This is a genomic window from Streptomyces sp. NPDC090499, from assembly GCF_044769305.1.
GTDB lineage: Bacteria > Actinomycetota > Actinomycetes > Streptomycetales > Streptomycetaceae > Streptomyces.
Genome location: NZ_JBIVXP010000002.1, coordinates 756,092 through 774,536 on the forward strand (window position 1 = coordinate 756,092; position 18,445 = coordinate 774,536).

Consider the following 18,445-nt stretch of genomic DNA (forward strand, 5'->3'; position numbering starts at 1 on the left):
CCGCAGGACGACCCGCCGAGGGCTCCGCCGGACGTGCCGGGGCGGGCTCCGCCGGACGTGCCGGGGCGCACCGTCGGCCGGTGGCTGCGGCGCCGTCGGGGCTGCTCGCGCAGTTCCTCCCCCAGCCTTCGGCCGGGGGTGCCCCCGGCGTCCCTCACGGGGCGCCTCAGGCCGCCGTGCGGGTGAAGCGGAGGGTGGCGGTGACCGTGGTCGGGCCGCCCATCATGCCCATCTGGTTGAAGGTGATGCCGAACTCCTCGCGCACCACCTGGAACTCGACCTCCAGCGTGATCCCGTCGGAGTCCGCCGAGACCAGCTTCGCGGTGGCCTTCTGCGGCCTGCTGATGCCCCGGACGGTCAGCTGACCGTCGACCTGCACCTCGTCACCGGTGTGCCGGGCGCTGCGCACCGCGAAGGTGATCTCCGGGTGGTTGTCGGCGTCGAAGAAGTCGGCCGAGCGCAGGTGGTCGTCGCGCTTCTTGTTCTTGGTGTCCAGCGAGGTCGCATCGATCGACAGGGTGCCGCTGGCGGTGCCGTCGGCGGCCACCTCGCCCCGGCCGCCGACGCCCGCGAAGGTGCCCTTGACGGCGACCAGGCCCCAGAAGGTCTTGTGCCGGACGGCGACGGTGGAGGCGGTCGGGTCGAGCTGCCAGAGGCCGGTTTCCACGGTGACGGTCATGGCCGTGCTCCGATTCCTTGATGGTTCAAATTTGGATGACTACGGTGTGCCTGCACGCTAGCCCAATATCCAAATTTGGACAACAGGTAGACTCGATGCCATGGCCGCCGACCAGGAACACCCCGCAGAGCTGCCCGAATGCCCGTCCCACGCGGGCGGCGGGCTGCTCCCGGCCGAACTGCGCGCCTGGATGCTGCTGCTGGCCGCGACCGGTGCGGTGGAGCAGCGGCTGCGGTCGGTCGTGAAGGAGACCCTGGACGTCTCGCACGACGAGTTCCTGATCCTGTGCCTGCTGGCCGAGGTGCCGCGCGAGGGTCTGCGGATGACCCGGATCGCCGAGCTCCTGGGCCGCCCCAAGACCCGCCTCACCTACCAGATCGCCTGCCTCCAGCACGCCGGTCTCGTCACCCGCAAGGCGGCCTGCGGGGACAAGCGGGGCATCGAGGTCGCCCTCACCGACAAGGCCCGCCGCCAGATCCAGGACGCCTCCGCCGCCCTCGCCGGGACGGTCGGGCAGGCGGTCCGGCACGTCATCGGTCCGGAGCAGCGCGAGGCGCTCTGCGCGCTGATCCCGGAGCTCGCCGACGACACGCCCTGACCTTGCGAATCCGGCCGCTCCTCCCCCGGGAGGCGCAGGTCACAACCACGGGGAGGGCAAGGTCACAGCCCTGCCACCCGTGCACTTTTGGCGCTCTGCCCTAGCATCCGAGCATGACGGTCCTGCCTGACGACGGGCTCTCACTGGCCGCCGAGTTCCCTGACGCGACGCAAGAGCAGTGGCAACGCCTGGTCGAGGGTGTGCTGCGCAAGTCCGGCAGGGAAGTCTCGGGCGAGGCCGCGGAGGACGCCCTGTCCACGACGCTGGAGGACGGGCTGCGCACCCGTCCCCTGTACACCGCGCGCGACACCGCACCCGACCCCGGTCTGCCCGGCTTCGCACCGTACGTGCGCGGCGGCCGTCCGGAGGGCGGCGCCGCGGGCGGCTGGGACGTACGGCAGCGGCACACGGCGGCTCCCGACGGCGCGCTCCTGGCCGACCTGGAGAACGGCGTCACCTCGCTCTGGCTGCTCGCGGGCCGGGGCGGCATCCCGGTGCCCGGCCTCGCCCGTGCCCTCGACGGCGTCTACCTGGACCTCGCCCCTGTGGTCCTGGACGCCGGACAGGACACCGGGGCGGCGGCGGCCGAGCTGTTCCGGCTGTACGACGAGAAGGGCGTCGACCCCAAGGCGGTGCGCGGCAACCTGGGCGCCGACCCGCTGGGGTACGAGGCCCGCACCGGCACCGCCCTGCCCTTCGCTCCCGTCGCCGATCTGGCCAAGCGCTGCGCCGCGGAGTTCCCCGGCCTGCGCGCGCTGACCGTGGACGCGCTGCCGTACCACGAGGCGGGCGGCTCGGCCGCGCAGGAGCTGGGTGCCTCGCTGGCCACCGGGGTGGCATACCTGCGCGAGCTGACGGAGGCCGGGCTGGGCGTCGAACAGGCCCTGGGGCAGCTGGAGTTCCGGTACGCGGCCACCGCCGACCAGTTCCTGACCATCGCCAGGCTGCGCGCGGCCCGCCGGCTGTGGGCGCGGGTCGCCGAGGTCAGCGGGGCCGCCGACGCGGGCGCGCAGGTGCAGCACGCGGTCACCTCGCCGGTGATGATGAGCCGCCGCGACCCGTGGGTGAACATGCTCCGCACGACGGTCGCGACGCTGGCCGCCGGGGTGGGCGGCGCCGACTCCGTCACCGTGCTGCCGTTCGACCACGCGATCGGCCTGCCGGACGCGTTCGCCCGCCGGATCGCCCGCAACACCTCGACGATCCTCATCGAGGAGTCCCACCTGGCCCGGGTCGTCGACCCGGCCGGCGGGTCCTGGTACGTGGAGAAGCTGACCGACGAACTCGCCCACGCGGGCTGGGAGTTCTTCCGCAGTATCGAGCGGGACGGCGGCCAGGCGGCCGTGCTCCGCTCCGGCCGGCTGCGCACCGACCTGGCGACCACCTGGGCCGAGCGCTCCAAGAAGCTCGCCAAGCGCCGCGAACCCGTCACCGGCGTCAGCGAGTTCCCGTTCCTCGCCGAGAAGCCGGTCGTGCGCGAGCCCGCCCCCGAGCCGCCGTCGGGCGGCCTGCCCCGGGTCCGCCGCGACGAGGCGTACGAGGAGCTGCGCGCCCGCTCGGACGCCCATCTCGCGGCGACCGGCAGCCGCCCCCGGATCTACCTGGCCACCCTCGGCCCGGCCGCCGCGTACACCGCCCGCGCCGGCTTCGCCGCCAACCTCTTCCAGGCCGGCGGCATCGAACCCGTCACCGAGGGCACCTTCGAGGAGAGCGGTGCCGCCGAGGCGGTGCTCTGCTCCAGCGACGCGCTCTACGCCGAACAGGCCGCGCAGCAGGCCGAGTCGCTGAAGGCGGCCGGTGCCCGGCACGTGGTCCTCGCGGGCCGGGGCGAGTACACCGGCATCGACTCGTACGTCTTCGCGGGCTGCGACGCCGTGGCCGTGCTGTCCGAGACCCTCGACCGCATGGGAGTGTCCTGATGGGAATCCCCGACTTCTCCGGCATCGAGCTGGGGACCCCCCACGCCGACGGCAGCCTTGCGGAGTGGCGGGCGGCCGGCGGTGACCTGCCGCTGTGGGAGACCCCGGAGGGCATCGGGGTCAAGCCGCTCTACACCGGCAGCGACCTGGAGGGCCTGGACTTCCTCGGGACCTACCCGGGCATCGCGCCGTACCTGCGCGGCCCGTACCCGACGATGTACGTCAACCAGCCCTGGACCATCCGCCAGTACGCGGGCTTCTCCACCGCCGAGGAGTCCAACGCGTTCTACCGGCGCAACCTGGCCGCCGGCCAGAAGGGCCTGTCGGTCGCCTTCGACCTGCCCACGCACCGGGGTTACGACAGCGACCACCCGCGGGTGACCGGTGACGTCGGCATGGCGGGCGTGGCCATCGACTCGATTCTCGACATGCGCCAGCTCTTCGACGGGATCCCGCTGGACCGGATGACCGTGTCGATGACGATGAACGGCGCCGTGCTGCCGGTGCTCGCGCTGTACATCGTGGCGGCCGAGGAACAGGGCGTACCGCCCGAGAAGCTGGCCGGGACCATCCAGAACGACATCCTCAAGGAGTTCATGGTCCGCAACACCTACATCTATCCGCCGAAGCCGTCGATGCGGATCATCTCCGACATCTTCGCGTACACCTCGCAGCGGATGCCCCGCTACAACTCGATCTCCATCTCCGGGTACCACATCCAGGAGGCGGGCGCGACGGCCGACCTGGAGCTGGCGTACACGCTCGCGGACGGCGTCGAGTACATCCGGGCGGGCCGCGAAGCCGGCCTGGACGTCGACGCGTTCGCGCCCCGGCTCTCCTTCTTCTGGGCGATCGGCATGAACTTCTTCATGGAGATCGCCAAGCTGCGCGCGGCCCGCCTGCTGTGGGCCAGGCTGGTCGCGCAGTTCGAGCCGCAGAACTCCAAGTCCCTGTCCCTGCGCACCCATTCGCAGACCTCGGGCTGGTCGCTGACCGCGCAGGACGTGTTCAACAACGTCACGCGTACGGCCGTGGAGGCGATGGCGGCGACCCAGGGCCACACCCAGTCGCTGCACACCAACGCCCTCGACGAGGCCCTGGCCCTGCCCACGGACTTCTCGGCGCGGATCGCCCGCAACACCCAGCTGCTCATCCAGCAGGAGTCGGGCACCACCCGGGTCATCGATCCGTGGGGCGGCAGCGCCTACGTGGAGCGGCTGACGTACGACCTCGCCCGCAAGGCGTGGGCGCACATCCAGGAGGTCGAGGCGGCGGGCGGCATGGCCAAGGCCATCGACGCCGGCATTCCCAAGCTGCGCATCGAGGAGGCCGCGGCCCGTACCCAGGCCCGGATCGACTCCGGGCGGCAGCCGGTGATCGGCGTCAACAAGTACCGGGTGGACAGCGACGAGCAGATCGAGGTCCTCAAGGTCGACAACTCCTCGGTGCGCGCCCAGCAGATCGAGAAGCTGCGGCGGCTGCGCGCGGAGCGGGACGAGACGGCGTGCCGGGACGCGCTGGACGCGCTGACCCGGGCCGCGGACGGCGACGGCAACCTGCTGGAGCTGGCGGTGCACGCGGCCCGCGCCAAGGCGACCGTCGGCGAGATCTCGGACGCCCTGGAGAAGGTGTACGGCCGGCACGCGAGCCAGATCCGTACGATCTCCGGTGTGTACCGCAACGAAGCAGGCGAGTCCCCGAACGTGGACCGCACCCGGGCCCTGGTCGACGCGTTCGACGAGGCCGAGGGGCGCCGCCCGCGCATCCTGGTCGCCAAGATGGGCCAGGACGGTCACGACCGCGGCCAGAAGGTGATCGCGACCGCCTTCGCCGACCTCGGCTTCGACGTCGACGTCGGCCCGCTCTTCCAGACCCCGCAGGAGGTCGCCCGCCAGGCGGTGGAGGCGGACGTCCACGTGGTCGGCGTCTCCTCGCTGGCGGCCGGCCACCTCACCCTCGTACCGGCGCTGCGCGAGCAGCTCGCCGAGGAGGGCCGGGCGGACATCATGATCGTGGTCGGCGGTGTCATCCCGCCGCAGGACGTGCCGACCCTCCTGGAGATGGGCGCCACGGCCGTGTTCCCGCCCGGGACGGTGATCCCCGACGCGGCCTACGACCTGGTGAAGCGGCTGTCGGCGGAACTCGGGCACGACCTGTGATCGATGTCGACGCCTATGTGAAGGGTGTGCTCGACGGGAAGCGCGCGGTGATCGCCCGCGCCATCACCCTCGTCGAGTCCACCCGGCCACAGCACCGGGCGCTGGCGCAGGAGTTGCTCACCGAGCTGCTCCCGCACAGCGGCCGGGCCCGGCGGATCGGCATCAGCGGGGTGCCGGGCGTGGGCAAGTCGACGTTCATCGACGCGTTCGGCACGCTGCTGACGGGGCTGGGCCACCGGGTCGCGGTCCTCGCCGTGGACCCGTCGTCCACGCGCACCGGCGGCTCGATCCTCGGCGACAAGACGCGCATGGAGCGTCTCGCCGTCGACCCGGACGCCTTCGTCCGCCCCTCCCCCAGTGCGGGCACCCTCGGCGGGGTCGCGAAGGCGACCCGCGAGTCGATGGTGGTCATGGAGGCGGCCGGATACGACGTGATCCTGGTCGAGACCGTCGGCGTCGGCCAGTCGGAGACCGCGGTCGCCGACATGGTCGACTCCTTCCTGCTGCTCAGCCTGGCCCGTACCGGCGACCAGCTGCAGGGCATCAAGAAGGGCGTCCTGGAGCTGGCCGACGTGATCGCCGTCAACAAGGCGGACGGCCCGCACGAGCGCGACGCCCGGTCCGCGGCCCGGGAGCTGGCGGGCGCGCTGCGCCTGATGCACGGCAAGGACGCCTTCTGGACTCCCCCGGTGCTGAGCTGCAGCGCACGGGAGTCGACCGGCCTGGAGCTGGTCTGGGAACGGCTGGAACAGCACCGGACGCTGCTGGACTCCACCGGGCGGCTCGCCGACAAGCGCCGTGACCAGCAGGTGGGCTGGACCTGGTCGATGGTCCGGGACGACCTGCTCGGCCGGCTGACCGCCCACCCGGCGGTGCGGGCGGCCGCCCCCGGCCTCGAACAGCAGGTCAGGGACGGCACGTTGACGGCGACACTGGCCGCCGAGCACATTCTGAAGGCGTTCGGCGAACCGGCCGAGGGGCCTCAGGCCAGCTGATCCTGGAGCGCCTCGCGGGCGCGGGCCACCCGGGAGCGGACCGTGCCGACGGGACAGTCGCTGACCTCGGCGGCCTCCGCGTACGGCAGCCCGACGAGCTGCGTGAGGACGAACGCCTCGCGCCGTTCGTCGGGCAGCGCCGCCAGAAGGTCGAGGAGCGCGACGCCGTCGTCGAACCCCGGCAGCCCGAACGGCTGGGCCCGCTCGACGGCCTGCTGCCAGTCGGGGACGTCCGCCGGGCGGGGCCTGGCGGCGGCGTACCGGTGGCTGTCCACGACGGCCCGGCGGGCGATCGACAGCAGCCAGGAACGGGCCGAGCCGTGGCCCTCGAAACGGTGCAGGCTGCCCAGCGCGCGCAGGAACGTGTCCTGCGCGAGGTCGTCGACAGCCTGCGGGTCGGCACAGAGATGGGCGACGTACCGGAGGACGTCGCGGTGCAGGGCCCGTACGAACGCGTCCACGGCGGCCGTGTCCCCGGACCGGGCGGCAAGAGCCCAGGCCGTGATCGACGCGTCGCGTTTCTCGGTCGCCTCGGCGCGTGCGGGCAGGACGGAAGTGATCACTCGGTGTCCTCGCGAGAAAGGTGAAAAAAAGGGGGGAGACGGCCGAGTCCTCAAGCGGGCGTGCGGCCGCCGTGTTCGTCCGGGGCGCGTGCGGACGGCCCCGGAACACCAGCTGTCGTCAGGCGACAGCCGTCCGCACGGGCGGACCCCGGGAAGTGATCGCGTGGACGAGGAGCAGCAGCCGCGGCGCCCGGTCCGAACGGCGGCGGCGCAGCCGGGGGCGCGGCCGCTCGGGGGTGGCGGGCAGGGCGAGCAGCAGCCGCAGCGGGGCGACGAGGCGGCCGGCGACGGCCCGGACGATGCGGAACGCCGCGCGCTCGCCGTGGCCGAGCCAGAGGCCGCACAGCAGCGCGGCGAGCAGGTGGGCGGCGAACATGCCCGTGGAGGCGGTGCCGCCGGTGCCGAAGCCCAGGTATTCGACGGGGTCGGTGTGGGCGGGGCCCATGTGCATCGACCCCATGTTCATGGCGGCCATGTTGCCGGCCATGTCCATGTGCGTGTGCGTGTCCATGTGCATGGAGCCCATGGGCGCGATGTGGGTGGTCCACACCTGCGCCGCGGAGAAGCCGGAGTGCAGGACCGTCTGGGTGCCGACGGCGGCGGACACCACCAGCCACAGCCCGCGTTCGCGACCCGACAGGGCCCAGCCGAGGGCGCCGGTGAGCGCCAGGGCGGCGGCCAGCGCCCAGCCGGGCACCCGGCTGCCGGACATCAGGACGTGGCCCAGGGCGGCGAGCAGCACGCAGACGGCCGCGAACACCGCGGACCGTATCGTGCGTGCGCACCATCCTGCCGTCATGGCGCATCATCCTTGCATCTGGATCGGCCGCGTCGGGGAGTGGTACGGCGATCCACAGGCGGTGTGCTCAACTCACAGGTGGTGTGGGGTGGTTCACAGCGGCCGCAGGCCGACTGCGGGCCGGCGGCGGCCGGCGCGCCCCCAAGCCGCCTCAGCTCTTGGCCCACGGTCCCTCGGGCACCCCCGGCCGTACCCGCGCCCCCGTCACGTCGACCACGATCGTGCGGTCGTCGTCCAGGTCCTCCCTGACCCGGCGCAGCCGTCCCGCCCCGTCGATCCAGTACCGCAGCGGGGCGTCGCCGGCGGAGAAGACGTCGTACCGGCGGCCGTCGATCCGGTCCGTGCCCAGGTGGCGGCGGCCCGACCGGGCGATGCGGTGTGCGTCGTCCGGGCGGGCGGCCGCCAGCGACAGCGTCAGCCGCAGGGCCGTGTCCAGCGAAGCGGGCCCGTAGCGGCGGCGGATCCACGCCGTCGGCCGCAGTCGCGCGGCGTCCCGTACCGCCTCCGCCGTCGACGTCGGTCGCGCCGGCGGGCCCGCGCTGCCGTCCGCCTTGGGCCGGGCGACCTCCAGCCCGGCGCCGTCCCACGCCAGCAGCCCCCGCTCCGCCGCGTCCCCGGTGTCGAACCAGCCCACCGCCCGGTGCCGGTGCTCGTCGACCACCGCGCGGACCACGGCCGTACCGCCGGGCAGCGGGGCGCGTACCGTCACCTCGGCGGGGCTGTCCCGGTACGCGCGGAGCGGGGTGAGGGCCATGCGCCGGGCCTCGTCCGCCGAGAGCGGGCGGGGGCCGTCGCCACCGGCGAGGAGGAACGGCAGCGCACCGCACACCCCTGTCACCGCGGCGAGGGCCGTCCAGGTCCAGGGGGATCGCATTCGTGCTCGTACGCTCTTCGCCGCTGTCCGCATGCCATGTACCTACCCGCGGACGGGCCGTGCCCGGTGGGCACCGGTGCGCGGCCCGCTCGGCGTCACCCGTGCGGGGTGCGCCGTTTGCCCCACGGGCCGGCCGACCGAGCCGGCCACCTCTCGCGGCAAGCGCTTGCATTCGCCGGGGCAATGACCGGCGAAACGCCGTCCGTCGAGCACAGCACTCATTAGCACGGCCCGGTTTCCCCGGCGGAAATATTTCCCGTCGCGCCGGTTTGACTTTCCCTCAGCAGCACGTCAGGTACCAGGTCGGCATACGGCGCGACCACTCCGCACCGGGCTGCACGATGGTGCAAGATCTTTTCACTCACGCCTCGGTATGATTGGCGCTCCGGCCGGGCAGGACAGGAAGGCGATAACCTTCGAAAGGAAATTCCCGTGCCCCCCAACGAATAGGTAACCGAGACACAGAAGCGCAGGTGGCAGACAGTCCCGGTATCGCGCAGAAGTATACATTGCCGAGGAATGCGCGACAATTTACCTCATCGCCATCTGACGTTCATTGACAGTGAGGTTCGGGGCGGTTGTTCCAGCCCCGCGGCACGATTGGAATGGGCGAATTGGAAGACATGAAGAATCCGGATGTGAAAATCGTCCGCTGGCCGGCCGAGTCGGGCAAACTGGCACGTTTCCGCATGCAGGGGCTGCCCTGTCTCATCGTGGTGGCGCGCGGCGCACAGGTACCGGAGCTGACGGGCACTCACGAGGACTGGGTACGACACCCTGCAGAAACCTGGGAACTACAGGCCAGGGTGGCGTCCTTACGCCACAAGGCCATGTCCCGCAGCACCGCTCCCATGGTGGACGAGGACGGCCTGCTGCGCTACGGCAGTGAGATCCTGCCGCTCACGGTGTCCGAGGCGGAGGTGTTCCGCGGACTCCTGCACCGCCGGCCCGGCATCGCCAGCAGGACCGAACTCGCGGAACGGCTCCTGTACGCCAACCGCTCCGCCAGCCAGAACGCCCTCGATCTGCACATCATGCGGCTCAGACGAAAAGTGGATTCCATAGGACTGGCCATAGAGACCGTACGGGGGCGCGGTTTTCTACTGAAGGCCCGGACCTGAACAGCGGTCCCAGGAATCCGGGTGCGCCTGGTGACAGGCTTCAGCGGAAGACGCACTCGGCGCCATTCATCGTGGCGGAATCCGGAATTTCCCCGACGCCAAAAGGAGAACGCTCCTGTGACGCCAGGTGCCGGAAAGGGGCGGCCGCGATGCGCGACAGCATGAACGTCCCGATCTTCGTTGCCCTCAGGGCGAGTGAGCCGCTGCTCGAACACGCCGTCAGGGCGTATCTCGAGTCCTGTCCGCACTTCAAGCTCGTGCCCAAGGAGGTACTGCCCGGTGCGGACGTGTCCGTCCTGCTGGTGGACATGATGGACGACGACTGGCTGAAGGTGCTCAGGCATGACGCCCAGCGCACCGCCGATGTGCCCGTGCCCCTGGTGGTGATGGCCGATCAGATCACCGAGACGCAGCTCACGCTGGCCGTCGAGTACGGGCTGACCCGGTTCGTCCACCGGAGCAGTTCGAGCCTGGAGGAACTGGTGGAGGCCATTGTCGAGGCGAGCGCCGGAAACTGCCATGTCCCGGATGATCTCGTGAGCCATCTGATCACCGAACTCGGGCGGCTGCAGCGGCGACAAAACGTGACAACGTTATCCCGCGAGACGGGTACCTCGGTGCGGGAGATGGAGGTGCTCCGCATGCTGGCCGAGGGCATGAACAGCTTCGAGATAGCCCAGGCCATGAGCTACTCCGAACGCACCGTCAAAGGGGTGATCCAGGACGTGATGAAGCGCTGGAAAGTCCGGAATCGCACCGAGGCCGTGGCCTATGCGATCAGGGCGGGCATCATCTGAACCGCGACGCCGGGGCGGCCGTCCGGCTCGCCTGGTGGGCGAGGCCGGACGGCCGGGGCAGACGGGGCCTCTCGTGGAGCGCCCGGCCGGCCTGAGCTGCTCGTACCGCCGGGTGGGCGACATCGAGCGGTCCGGGGGGCGACGTCAGTGCGTCGCGGACGTCGTGGACGTCGTGCCGGGTCGGTGCAGCTGGGCGGCGAGGGAGACCAGGAGCGCCTCGTCCGCGTAGCGGCCGCCCAGCAGCACACCGATCGGCAGACCGGCCGCGTTCCGGGCCAGCGGGACCGTGATCGAGGGCATGCCGGTGAGGTTGTACACCGTGGTGTACGGCATGAACGCGGTCATCCGGGCGAACTCGGCGGCAGGGTCCGCGTCGTTGCGCAACTCCCCGACGAGCGCCGGTGGTTCGGCCAGCGCCGGGGACAGGATCACGTCGTAGGCGGCGAAGAGCAGGTCGGTGAGCATCTGCCCGAGACCCCGGAAGGTGGACAGCGCCGCGGCGTACTCCTGCGCCGACACCCCGGCCGCGATCCGCCGGAGCCAGGCCGTGAAGGGCATCAGCTCGCCCTCGCGGCCGGGTTCCACCTCGTACGAGGCCGCCTCCACCGACCAGACCCGGGTGAACGCCGCCACGATGTCCGGGTCGGGGGGCATCTCCACGGCCTCGACCTCGTGGCCCAGTGCGGCGAGGGCCGCCGCGGCGCTGTCGAGGGCGGCCGCGCAGTCGGGGTGCAGCACCGCGTCGGGCACCATCGGATCCCTCAGCACCACGCACCGCAGCGGCCGGGGGTCACGGCGGGCGTGCTCGAGGAGCGTCACGCCGTCCGGGTGCGGCGGCGCGGTGTAGACGTCGCCCGGCATCCATCCCGCCATCACGTCGACCAGCGCCGCCGCGTCGGCCACCGTACGGGCCAGGGCGCCGTGCACCGAAAGCCCGGTGACGTCGGGGCGCAGCGGACCGTTGCTGATCCGGCCCCGGCTCGGCTTCAGTCCCACCAGGCCGCAGGCGGAGGCGGGGATGCGGACCGAGCCGCCGGCGTCGGTGCCGTGCGCGAGCGGGGCGAGGCCCGCCGCGACGGCCGCCGCCGCGCCCCCGCTGGAGCCGCCGGGCGACCGCCCGGGACTCAGCGGATGACGGGTCGGCGGCCCGAGCCGGTTCTCGGTGTAGCAGGGCAGCCCGAACTCGGCGGTGTTGGTCTTGCCGAGCATGACCGTGCCGGCCTCCCGCAGCCGGGTGACGACATGGTCGTCGGCGTCGCTGACATGGTCCGCGAACGCCGCCGAGCCCCAGGTGCAGCGGACGTCCTCGACCTGGGCGAGGTCCTTGACCGGGACCGGCACACCGTGCAGCACGCTCAGCCGGGTGCCGTCCCGGCGTGCCGCCACGGCCTCCCGCTCGGCCCGCCGCGCCTGGGACCGGGCGAGTTCCGCCGTGACGGTGAGGTAGGCGCCCAGTTCCCCGTCCTGTTCGGCGATCCGGCCGAGGTAGTGGTCGGCCAGCTCCACGGGCGACAGCTCGCCCCGGGCGACGGCGCCCGCTTGCGCGAGCGCCGTCATCTCGTGCAGGTCGGACATTGCGTCAGGCCCCCTTGGCGCCACGGGCCAGCCTGAGCAGACCCGGCGCCAGGGCGGCCAGCGCGGCCGCCCTGCGCACCCGGGTGAGCAGCTGCTGCCCGGACGAGCGGACCTGCTGGTGCACGTCGATGAAGACCTCCGGGCGCACGGTCTCCCCGGCGAGCAGCTTCACCACCATGTGCGAGGTGAGCGCGCCGAACATCATGGCGACATAGGTGACCTGGGGGAAGCTGTAGTCCGGCCGTCCCAGGTTGGCCCTGACCTCGACGAGCATCTCCACCGGCACGTAGCGCAACGGCACGGCCCGCAGCAACAGCTGCCAGGACGTGAGCCGGTCCAGGTCGGCCTCGGCGATGGCGCCGTCGAAGGGCTTCCTGACGCGCCGGTAGTCGTAGCAGCGTACGTACTGGGCGCCCGCGATGTCCCAGCCCGTGACCAGCGGCAGCCGTCGCTCGACGGCGAGCCGGTGCAGCAGGTGCTTGGCCCGCCAGCCGTCCATGGTGGTCACGTCGACGCCGTCCACGATGACGTCGCACTCCTCGACCAGCGCCCGCGCCGTGTCCTCGGTGACGCCCTCGGGGAAGACCTTGACCCTGGCGTGCGGGTTGATGGCCGCCACCCGCTCACCCGCGACCGTGGCCTTGTTGCGGTCGACGTCGGTGACCGCCGCGCTCTGCCGGTTGAGGTTGTTCACCTCGTACGTGCCCGGGTCGGCCAGCACGAAGGAGAGCACCCCCAGCCGGGCGAGCGGCTCGACGGCGGCCCCGCCGATCGATCCGCAGCCGGCGACGAGCACGGTCGAGCCGCGCAGCACGGCCTGCTCGGCGGGGCCGACCACTCCCCTGTTGCGGGTGGTCAGTTCGGCATAGAAGTCCGCCGCGTCGAGGATCTCGCCGGGCCGTCCGGCTGCCTCGGCCTCAAGTCCGCTCATCTACGACGCCTCCTTCATCCGTCGTGCTCCCGACCGGCGGGCGGTCATGGCCGCCACCAGTTCCGGGAGGGTCATCGCGCCCGGACCGCCGGCCAGGTAGTCGTCGATGAGGGCCACATAGTCGGCGAGGTCGTCGTGGACCGGTGCCACGAAGGGCACGGCGTTGACGTCCTGCTGGTAGATGGGGGCCATGAGGTCCGTCTCGGGCAGCCGGGGCGAGGTGCCCCGCAGGACCTGGAGCGGGAACCCCATGAGCCGGAAGTGCCGGACCGCCACCTTCTCCTTGGCGTCGCCCAGCAGAACACGCATCCGGTTCGCGGCCGCGGCGTCGGAGACGACCGTGCCGAGGCTCGCCAGCAGCCGCCAGGAGACCCGTTCGGTCCGCGGCTCGGGCGGCAGATCGAGGTTGCGCAGGAACCGCTTGATCTCGAACGCCTGGTGGGTGCCCAGACCGGCACCGGCGAACTGGCCGAGGAGGTCGATCCCGTGGGCCGTCTCGGTGGAGAACCGGCGGCGGTCGGGGTCGTCCAGCGGCCGGGAGACCTGGTCCTGGGAGCAGCCCAGGCTGATGTAGCCGTCGATCCGGCCGGTGCGGGTGCACAGGCTGACGGTGTGGATGTTCTGCACCCCCTCCGGGTGCCGGACCGTCTCCCGGAAGACCGCGCGCTCGTACATGAGGCTCGGGGACATCCAGCCCAGCCGCAGGTACTGCACGAGCCGGAAGCCCATGATCCCGTTGAGGTAGCGCACCGGGAGCTGGTCGTCCGTGACGCTGAGGGTGATCAGCTCGTCCACCGGGTCGTGGGCGACGTGGAGCGGTTCGCCGACGATGTGCTCGGGCAGGGCCCGGTAGTCCAGGGAGGAATGGAGGCGGCAGATGTCCGAGACGTACCGTTCCCGTGCCAGTACCTGGTCCGTCATATCCGGTCCTCGTCGTAGAGGCTCTCGGTGACGGCGAGGGCGAGCACCTCCGGGGTGCCCTCGTAGATCCGCGCCCCGTAGGCGTCGCGCAGCCGCTTCTCCATGCCGAAGGAGCGGACGTAACCGCGGGCGCCCGTGAGCGACATGGCGAGGTCGGCGACGTCGATCGCGACCCGGTCGGCGAAGAGCTTGGCGGCGGCCGGCTCGTACTGCGGGGCGGGCAGCTCGTTGTCCACCTTGTGGGCGGCCTTCAGGTACAGCAGCCGGGCCGCGTCGATCTTCGCGGCCATCTCGGCGAGCTTGGCCGCGGTGAACTGGTGCTCGCGCAGCGGGCGTCCGCCCTGGACCCGGGTGTCGCACCACTCCAGGGCCTGCTCGAAGGCGCCCCGGGCGACACCGACCGAGATTCCGGCGACGGAGGCGCGGGCCATGTTGCTCTGCGCCATGTTGATGGCCATGCCGTCGCCTTCCTCGCCGATCATGTTCTCGGCGGGGATCCGGACGTCGTGGAACTCCAGTTCGCTGCCCAGGCAGAGCCGGTAGCCCATCTTGTCCGCCACCGGTCCGCGGACCACGCCGGGCAGGTCCAGCGGCACCATGAAGGAGGTCAGGCCGGTCGCGCCGGGTGCGCCCTCCATGTTGGCGAACACCGAGGCGAACGTGGCGACCTGGGCGTTGGTGATGAAGCGCTTCTTGCCGTTGAGGACGTAGTGGTCGCCGTCGCGGCGGGCGGTCATCACGTCGCGGGCGTGGACGGCGTTGGCGGGGATGATGAGGTCGCAGCCCGCCTCCTCCTCGGTGACCGCGTTGCAGGCGAGGACCGGGGAGTCCCCGGAGAACATGGGCAGGAAGCGGGCCTGGAGCCGCGGGTCGCCGGAGAGCAGCACCGGGCACTGGCCGAGCATGGCGGCGCCGAAGATCAGGGCGGTGCCGGCGCAGACGGACGCCACCTCCTCCAGGGCGACCGCGCAGCCGATCATGCCGAGACCGAGACCGCCGTAGTCCTTGGGCACGGCGACCCGGGTGAGGCCGAGGGCGTGGCCCTGGGCCACCATGTCCCAGTCGAAGTCGTCGGCGGGGGCCGCATCGAGGTCGGTCACGCGGGGCGCGACGACCTCGCGGGCGAATTCCCGTACCTGGAGGCGGAGTTTCTCCACCTCACCGGGAAGGACGTCGAAATTGAGCTCGATCGCGTCGTGGTTCGTCATGTCTCTCCGAAACTCCGAAATCCCGAAACCGGGAAGGAAATACCCGGGGGTACGTACCAGGGGAATACCGAAGCGCCACGGCCCGCGGCCCTGGGGCTGTGCGGCTCTTCGGGTGGTGCGGTCTCGCGCTCCTGCCGTCCCGCGGTCGTGCGGACCGTCAGCGGGTCCTCAGACCGGAAGTCCCTCTTTGGCGGCCAGTTCCGGGTAGCGGTCGAAGGCGGGCCGCAGGATCGGGACGAGCTCCAGCACCCGGGCGACCTTGCCGCGGATGCGCACCCGGCCGGTGGCGATGGCGGTCGGCATCATGAGCTTGCCGAGCCACAGCTGGTGGGCGGTGTCGCTGGACATCTTGATCCGGATCGTGGCCTCTTCGGGGGCCTCGGCCCCGAGCCGCAGCGCGTCCGCGGAGACGTGCACGACGCAGTCCGGGTTGGCCTGCGTGATCAGGATGGACATGTCGCCGGCGCGCAGCTGCGAGGTGAACTGCTCGTCCTTGAGCAGGATCTCGAAGAGGGTGCCGAACACCCGCTCGGCGGCCTCGGTCGACTCGAATACGGCCATGATTTCCTCTCCCGAAACAATGCCCTGCGGTGGTTCACCGCAAGGGCGTTGACCGCATCCTAGGAATTCCGGACAGCGGCCCGGGGCGTATCGACAGGGCGGTAAAAGGGAGCGGAAGGACGCCTGAAAGAGAGTTGTCCTGTCATTTCGCGGACCAGCACCTCAACGGCCCTTTCGCGGCTGCCGGGTCGCGGTGGGCTCCCGCCCGGCCCTCCGGCCACTGCTGGGCGTCCGGGGCGCGGGTGTCGTAGATTGGGTGAATGGCAGGCGACCGTTCCCGCCCCTCCCAGGAGTGTCTCGTCTTCGGCCCGCTGGAGAACGAGATCATGGAGGTGCTCTGGCAGGCTCGCGGACCGATGACGGTCCGGGAGGTACTCGGCACGCTCAACACCGGCCGCTCGACCCCGCTGGCGTACACCACGGTCATGACCGTGCTGAGCCGTCTCGCCGAGAAGGGCGCGGCCGACCGCGCCAAGGCGGGCCGGGGGTACGCGTACTGTCCCGTCGTCACGGACGAGGCGGCGATGGCCGTCCGCGAGGTCATCCGCGACTTCGGGGTGAGCGCGGTGGGCCACTTCCTCGACGAGATCCTCAGCGTCCCCGACCTGCGCGACCGCTTCGAGAAGCTGATGCAGGAGGGCCCCGGCCGCTGAGCCGGCCGCCCCGGACGCACCACGCCAACGGGCCCTCTTTCAGAACCACTTCACCCGCCCCGGCCCTTTCGGCGCCGCGAACTACTATGCTGGCGTAGTAGATTCAGGGGCGGCGCCGACCTGTGCGTCATGCCCCTTCGAACAGGAGGTGTGCATGAACGCGGCATTGTCCGCAAGCGGGCCGGTGCCCCGCCGTGGACTGATCATGACGGTCCTCGGCTGCTGTTTCCTGATGGTGATGATGGACAACACCATCCTGAACGTCGCCCTCCAGACGATCCAGGAGGACGTCGGCGCCACCAACGCCGAACTCCAGTGGGCGCTCGACTCCTACATCCTGTTCTACGCGGCCCTCATGTTCTCCTCCGGCATCCTCGCGGACGCCTTCGGCCGTCGCCGCGTGCTGGTGATCGGGCTGATCGCCTTCGCCGTGGCCTCCGCGCTGGCCGGCTTCGCCGACAGCGCCCAGGAACTCATCTTCTGGCGTGCGGTGATGGGTGTGGCGGGCTCGGTGGTGCCACCGGCCACGCTCGCGGTGATCAACGACATCTTCGCCCCGGAGGAGCGCGGCAAGGCGATCGGCATCTGGTCGGCGCTGGGCGGCACGTCCATCGCGTTCGGCCCGATCGCCGGCGGCTTCCTCCTCGAACACTTCTGGTGGGGCTCGGTCTTCCTGATCAACGTGCCCATCGCCGCCGTCTGCGCCGTGCTCCTGCTGCTCGTCCTCGCCGAGTCCCGCGCCGCGAACAGGCCACGCATCGACATCGTCGGCGTCCTGCTGTCCGTCGCGGGCATCGGCGCCCTGGTCTACGGCGTGATCCGGGGCGGCGAGACGAACAGGTGGACCAGCGCCGAGGTGCTGGGCACGCTGGCCGGCGGAGTGCTCCTGCTGACCCTGCTCGTCGTGTTCGAGAGCCGGACCACCGCCCCGGCGCTGGATGTGAAGCTGTTCCGGAACAAGAGCTTCGCCGCGGGCACCGCGAGCCTCGCCCTGTCCTTCTTCGCCCTGACGGGCGGCACCTTCCTGATGGTCTTCTACGTCCAGGCCATCCGCGGCCACAGTCCACTCGGACTGGGTGTCATCCTGCTCCCGGTGGCGGTGGGCGCCGTGGTCTCGGGCGTCCTGAGCAACCCGATGGCCATGCGGTTCGGCCCGAAGGCCGTGGTGACGACGGGACTTGTGCTGCTCGCCCTCTCCTTCACCGGCCAGGCGGGCATCGGCGCCGACACGGCGATGTGGTGGTACGAGATCCTGCTGGGCGTCTCCGGCTTCGGCCTCGGCCTGGTCATGGGGACGACGACCACCACCACGATGGCCGTGGTCGCACCGGACCAGGCCGCCATCGGCGCGGGCGTCAACAACACGCTGCGGCAGATCGGAGCCGCACTCGGCGTGGCCGTCCTCGGTTCGGTGCTGTCCGTCCAGTACCGCAACGACCTGGGCTCGGCCGTCGACGTGCTCCCCGCGCCCGTACGGGACGCCGCCTCGGAGTCCCTCGGCGGCACCGCGGCCGCGGTCCGTGAACTCCAGAGCTCCGGCGCGCTGCCCGCCGAGGCCCGGCAGCAGCTCCCCGGCCTGCTCGCCAAGGCGCAGGACGCCTATCTCTCGGCCATGCATGTGAGTTTCGCCGTGGGCGCGGGGGCACTGGTGGTCGCCGCGGTGGTGGCACTGCTGTGGCTGCCCGCCCGCATCGGGCCCGCCAAGGCCAGGGACGAGGGCACGGACCCGGACGCGACGGCACGGCGGACCGCGACGGACCCCTCCGTCGAACCGGCACGCTGAGCGCTCCGCCCGAAGCGCCGCGGTCTGCGATCTGCAGGCCGCGGCGCCGTCATGACCGGTCGAGCCCACCCGGCGGAGCCGCACACGGGTACCGGCGCGCGCCCCCTCCGGGGCTGCTGACGATTGCGGGGCTGCTGCCGAACAGCGCCGGACTTCCCGCAGCCATGTCCTCAAGGCCGGTCGGCGGTCCGGTTCCCCCAGGCCGTCGACGATCCCGCGGAGCCCGTCGTCCGCAACGCGCGAGTCCACACCGGTGACCCGAGCCGTCCGCAGGCGGGCGCGATCGCCGTCCGGGACGGCGGGGTCACG

General features: G+C 71.6%; 17 protein-coding genes. 8 read left to right on the forward strand and 9 right to left on the reverse strand.

Going from position 1 to position 18,445, the window contains the following annotated elements:
- Positions 1–166: 166 nt before the first annotated feature.
- Entirely contained in the window at positions 167–679 is a 513-nt protein-coding gene (locus ACIQVL_RS11760) for a YceI family protein (protein WP_403475178.1), read from the reverse strand.
- A gap of 100 nt (positions 680–779) precedes the next feature.
- Here ACIQVL_RS11760 and ACIQVL_RS11765 point away from each other — a divergent pair, with 100 nt between their 5' ends.
- The 4 genes from ACIQVL_RS11765 to meaB all read left to right on the forward strand — a co-directional run bounded on the left by ACIQVL_RS11765 (position 780) and on the right by meaB (position 6,350).
- Positions 780–1,277, forward strand: a complete 498-nt coding sequence (locus tag ACIQVL_RS11765; RefSeq protein WP_403430508.1) for a MarR family winged helix-turn-helix transcriptional regulator — start codon at positions 780–782, stop codon at positions 1,275–1,277.
- 113 nt (positions 1,278–1,390) lie between these two features.
- Positions 1,391–3,196 (forward strand): methylmalonyl-CoA mutase family protein, encoded by a 1,806-nt coding sequence (locus ACIQVL_RS11770; RefSeq protein ID WP_403475179.1) that lies wholly within the window; start codon positions 1,391–1,393, stop codon positions 3,194–3,196.
- Positions 3,196–5,355 (forward strand): methylmalonyl-CoA mutase, encoded by a 2,160-nt coding sequence (gene scpA, locus ACIQVL_RS11775; RefSeq protein ID WP_403475180.1) that lies wholly within the window; start codon positions 3,196–3,198, stop codon positions 5,353–5,355. Before ACIQVL_RS11770 ends, scpA begins: the two co-directional genes overlap by 1 nt.
- The gene (meaB, locus tag ACIQVL_RS11780) at positions 5,352–6,350 is read left to right on the forward strand and encodes a methylmalonyl Co-A mutase-associated GTPase MeaB (protein ID WP_403475181.1); all 999 of its coding nucleotides are present in this window, start codon (positions 5,352–5,354) and stop codon (positions 6,348–6,350) included. The genes scpA and meaB overlap by 4 nt, the downstream gene beginning before the upstream one ends.
- On the opposite strand, the gene ACIQVL_RS11785 is transcribed toward meaB, so the two are convergent.
- The 3 genes from ACIQVL_RS11785 to ACIQVL_RS11795 form a co-directional block, all read right to left on the reverse strand.
- Positions 6,338–6,913 carry a sigma-70 family RNA polymerase sigma factor gene (locus ACIQVL_RS11785; RefSeq protein ID WP_403475182.1) on the reverse strand — a complete coding sequence of 192 codons (576 nt, stop codon included), beginning with the start codon at positions 6,911–6,913 and terminating at the stop codon, positions 6,338–6,340. The genes meaB and ACIQVL_RS11785 overlap by 13 nt on opposite strands.
- A gap of 118 nt (positions 6,914–7,031) precedes the next feature.
- Positions 7,032–7,712 carry a hypothetical protein gene (locus tag ACIQVL_RS11790; RefSeq protein WP_403475183.1) on the reverse strand — a complete coding sequence of 227 codons (681 nt, stop codon included), beginning with the start codon at positions 7,710–7,712 and terminating at the stop codon, positions 7,032–7,034.
- 151 nt (positions 7,713–7,863) lie between these two features.
- Positions 7,864–8,586, reverse strand: a complete 723-nt coding sequence (locus ACIQVL_RS11795) for a hypothetical protein (protein WP_403430517.1) — start codon at positions 8,584–8,586, stop codon at positions 7,864–7,866.
- Positions 8,587–9,191: 605 nt separating this feature from the next.
- On the opposite strand from ACIQVL_RS11795, the gene ACIQVL_RS11800 reads away from it, so the two are divergent.
- Together ACIQVL_RS11800 and ACIQVL_RS11805 are read left to right on the forward strand one after the other, a co-directional pair.
- Entirely contained in the window at positions 9,192–9,707 is a 516-nt protein-coding gene (locus ACIQVL_RS11800; protein ID WP_403475184.1) for a winged helix-turn-helix domain-containing protein, read from the forward strand.
- Between the two features lie 149 nt (positions 9,708–9,856).
- Positions 9,857–10,504 carry a response regulator transcription factor gene (locus ACIQVL_RS11805; RefSeq protein ID WP_403475185.1) on the forward strand — a complete coding sequence of 216 codons (648 nt, stop codon included), beginning with the start codon at positions 9,857–9,859 and terminating at the stop codon, positions 10,502–10,504.
- A 144-nt stretch (positions 10,505–10,648) separates the two neighbouring features.
- On the opposite strand, the gene ACIQVL_RS11810 is transcribed toward ACIQVL_RS11805, so the two are convergent.
- The 5 genes from ACIQVL_RS11810 to ACIQVL_RS11830 all read right to left on the reverse strand — a co-directional run bounded on the left by ACIQVL_RS11810 (position 10,649) and on the right by ACIQVL_RS11830 (position 15,700).
- Positions 10,649–12,079: an amidase gene (locus ACIQVL_RS11810; protein ID WP_403475186.1), complete on the reverse strand. Its 1,431-nt coding sequence runs from the start codon at positions 12,077–12,079 to the stop codon at positions 10,649–10,651.
- Between the two features lie 4 nt (positions 12,080–12,083).
- Positions 12,084–13,010 (reverse strand): HesA/MoeB/ThiF family protein, encoded by a 927-nt coding sequence (locus ACIQVL_RS11815; RefSeq protein ID WP_403475187.1) that lies wholly within the window; start codon positions 13,008–13,010, stop codon positions 12,084–12,086.
- A complete protein-coding gene (locus ACIQVL_RS11820; RefSeq protein ID WP_403430526.1) occupies positions 13,011–13,931 on the reverse strand; it encodes a hypothetical protein in 921 nt (306 codons plus the stop codon). It abuts the gene before it with no gap.
- Positions 13,928–15,139 (reverse strand): acyl-CoA dehydrogenase family protein, encoded by a 1,212-nt coding sequence (locus tag ACIQVL_RS11825; protein ID WP_403475188.1) that lies wholly within the window; start codon positions 15,137–15,139, stop codon positions 13,928–13,930. Before ACIQVL_RS11825 ends, ACIQVL_RS11820 begins: the two co-directional genes overlap by 4 nt.
- Positions 15,140–15,307: 168 nt before the next feature.
- Positions 15,308–15,700 (reverse strand): SCP2 sterol-binding domain-containing protein, encoded by a 393-nt coding sequence (locus tag ACIQVL_RS11830; protein WP_403430530.1) that lies wholly within the window; start codon positions 15,698–15,700, stop codon positions 15,308–15,310.
- Between the two features lie 260 nt (positions 15,701–15,960).
- Here ACIQVL_RS11830 and ACIQVL_RS11835 point away from each other — a divergent pair, with 260 nt between their 5' ends.
- Entirely contained in the window at positions 15,961–16,353 is a 393-nt protein-coding gene (locus ACIQVL_RS11835; RefSeq protein WP_403430531.1) for a BlaI/MecI/CopY family transcriptional regulator, read from the forward strand.
- Positions 16,354–16,507: 154 nt separating this feature from the next.
- A complete protein-coding gene (locus ACIQVL_RS11840; protein ID WP_403475189.1) occupies positions 16,508–18,136 on the forward strand; it encodes an MFS transporter in 1,629 nt (542 codons plus the stop codon).
- Positions 18,137–18,445: the final 309 nt, after the last annotated feature.

Coding starts and splice junctions, on each gene's coding strand:
- ACIQVL_RS11820 (WP_403430526.1), bottom strand. CDS start 13,931: ATGACGGACCAGGTACTGGCACGGGAACGGTACGTCTCGGACATCTGC.
- ACIQVL_RS11765 (WP_403430508.1), top strand. CDS start 780: ATGGCCGCCGACCAGGAACACCCCGCAGAGCTGCCCGAATGCCCGTCC.
- ACIQVL_RS11830 (WP_403430530.1), bottom strand. CDS start 15,700: ATGGCCGTATTCGAGTCGACCGAGGCCGCCGAGCGGGTGTTCGGCACC.
- ACIQVL_RS11770 (WP_403475179.1), top strand. CDS start 1,391: ATGACGGTCCTGCCTGACGACGGGCTCTCACTGGCCGCCGAGTTCCCT.
- ACIQVL_RS11805 (WP_403475185.1), top strand. CDS start 9,857: ATGCGCGACAGCATGAACGTCCCGATCTTCGTTGCCCTCAGGGCGAGT.
- ACIQVL_RS11790 (WP_403475183.1), bottom strand. CDS start 7,712: ATGACGGCAGGATGGTGCGCACGCACGATACGGTCCGCGGTGTTCGCG.
- ACIQVL_RS11840 (WP_403475189.1), top strand. CDS start 16,508: ATGAACGCGGCATTGTCCGCAAGCGGGCCGGTGCCCCGCCGTGGACTG.
- ACIQVL_RS11795 (WP_403430517.1), bottom strand. CDS start 8,586: ATGCGATCCCCCTGGACCTGGACGGCCCTCGCCGCGGTGACAGGGGTG.
- ACIQVL_RS11800 (WP_403475184.1), top strand. CDS start 9,192: ATGGGCGAATTGGAAGACATGAAGAATCCGGATGTGAAAATCGTCCGC.
- ACIQVL_RS11815 (WP_403475187.1), bottom strand. CDS start 13,010: ATGAGCGGACTTGAGGCCGAGGCAGCCGGACGGCCCGGCGAGATCCTC.
- ACIQVL_RS11760 (WP_403475178.1), bottom strand. CDS start 679: ATGACCGTCACCGTGGAAACCGGCCTCTGGCAGCTCGACCCGACCGCC.
- ACIQVL_RS11810 (WP_403475186.1), bottom strand. CDS start 12,079: ATGTCCGACCTGCACGAGATGACGGCGCTCGCGCAAGCGGGCGCCGTC.
- ACIQVL_RS11825 (WP_403475188.1), bottom strand. CDS start 15,139: ATGACGAACCACGACGCGATCGAGCTCAATTTCGACGTCCTTCCCGGT.
- ACIQVL_RS11835 (WP_403430531.1), top strand. CDS start 15,961: ATGGCAGGCGACCGTTCCCGCCCCTCCCAGGAGTGTCTCGTCTTCGGC.
- scpA (WP_403475180.1), top strand. CDS start 3,196: ATGGGAATCCCCGACTTCTCCGGCATCGAGCTGGGGACCCCCCACGCC.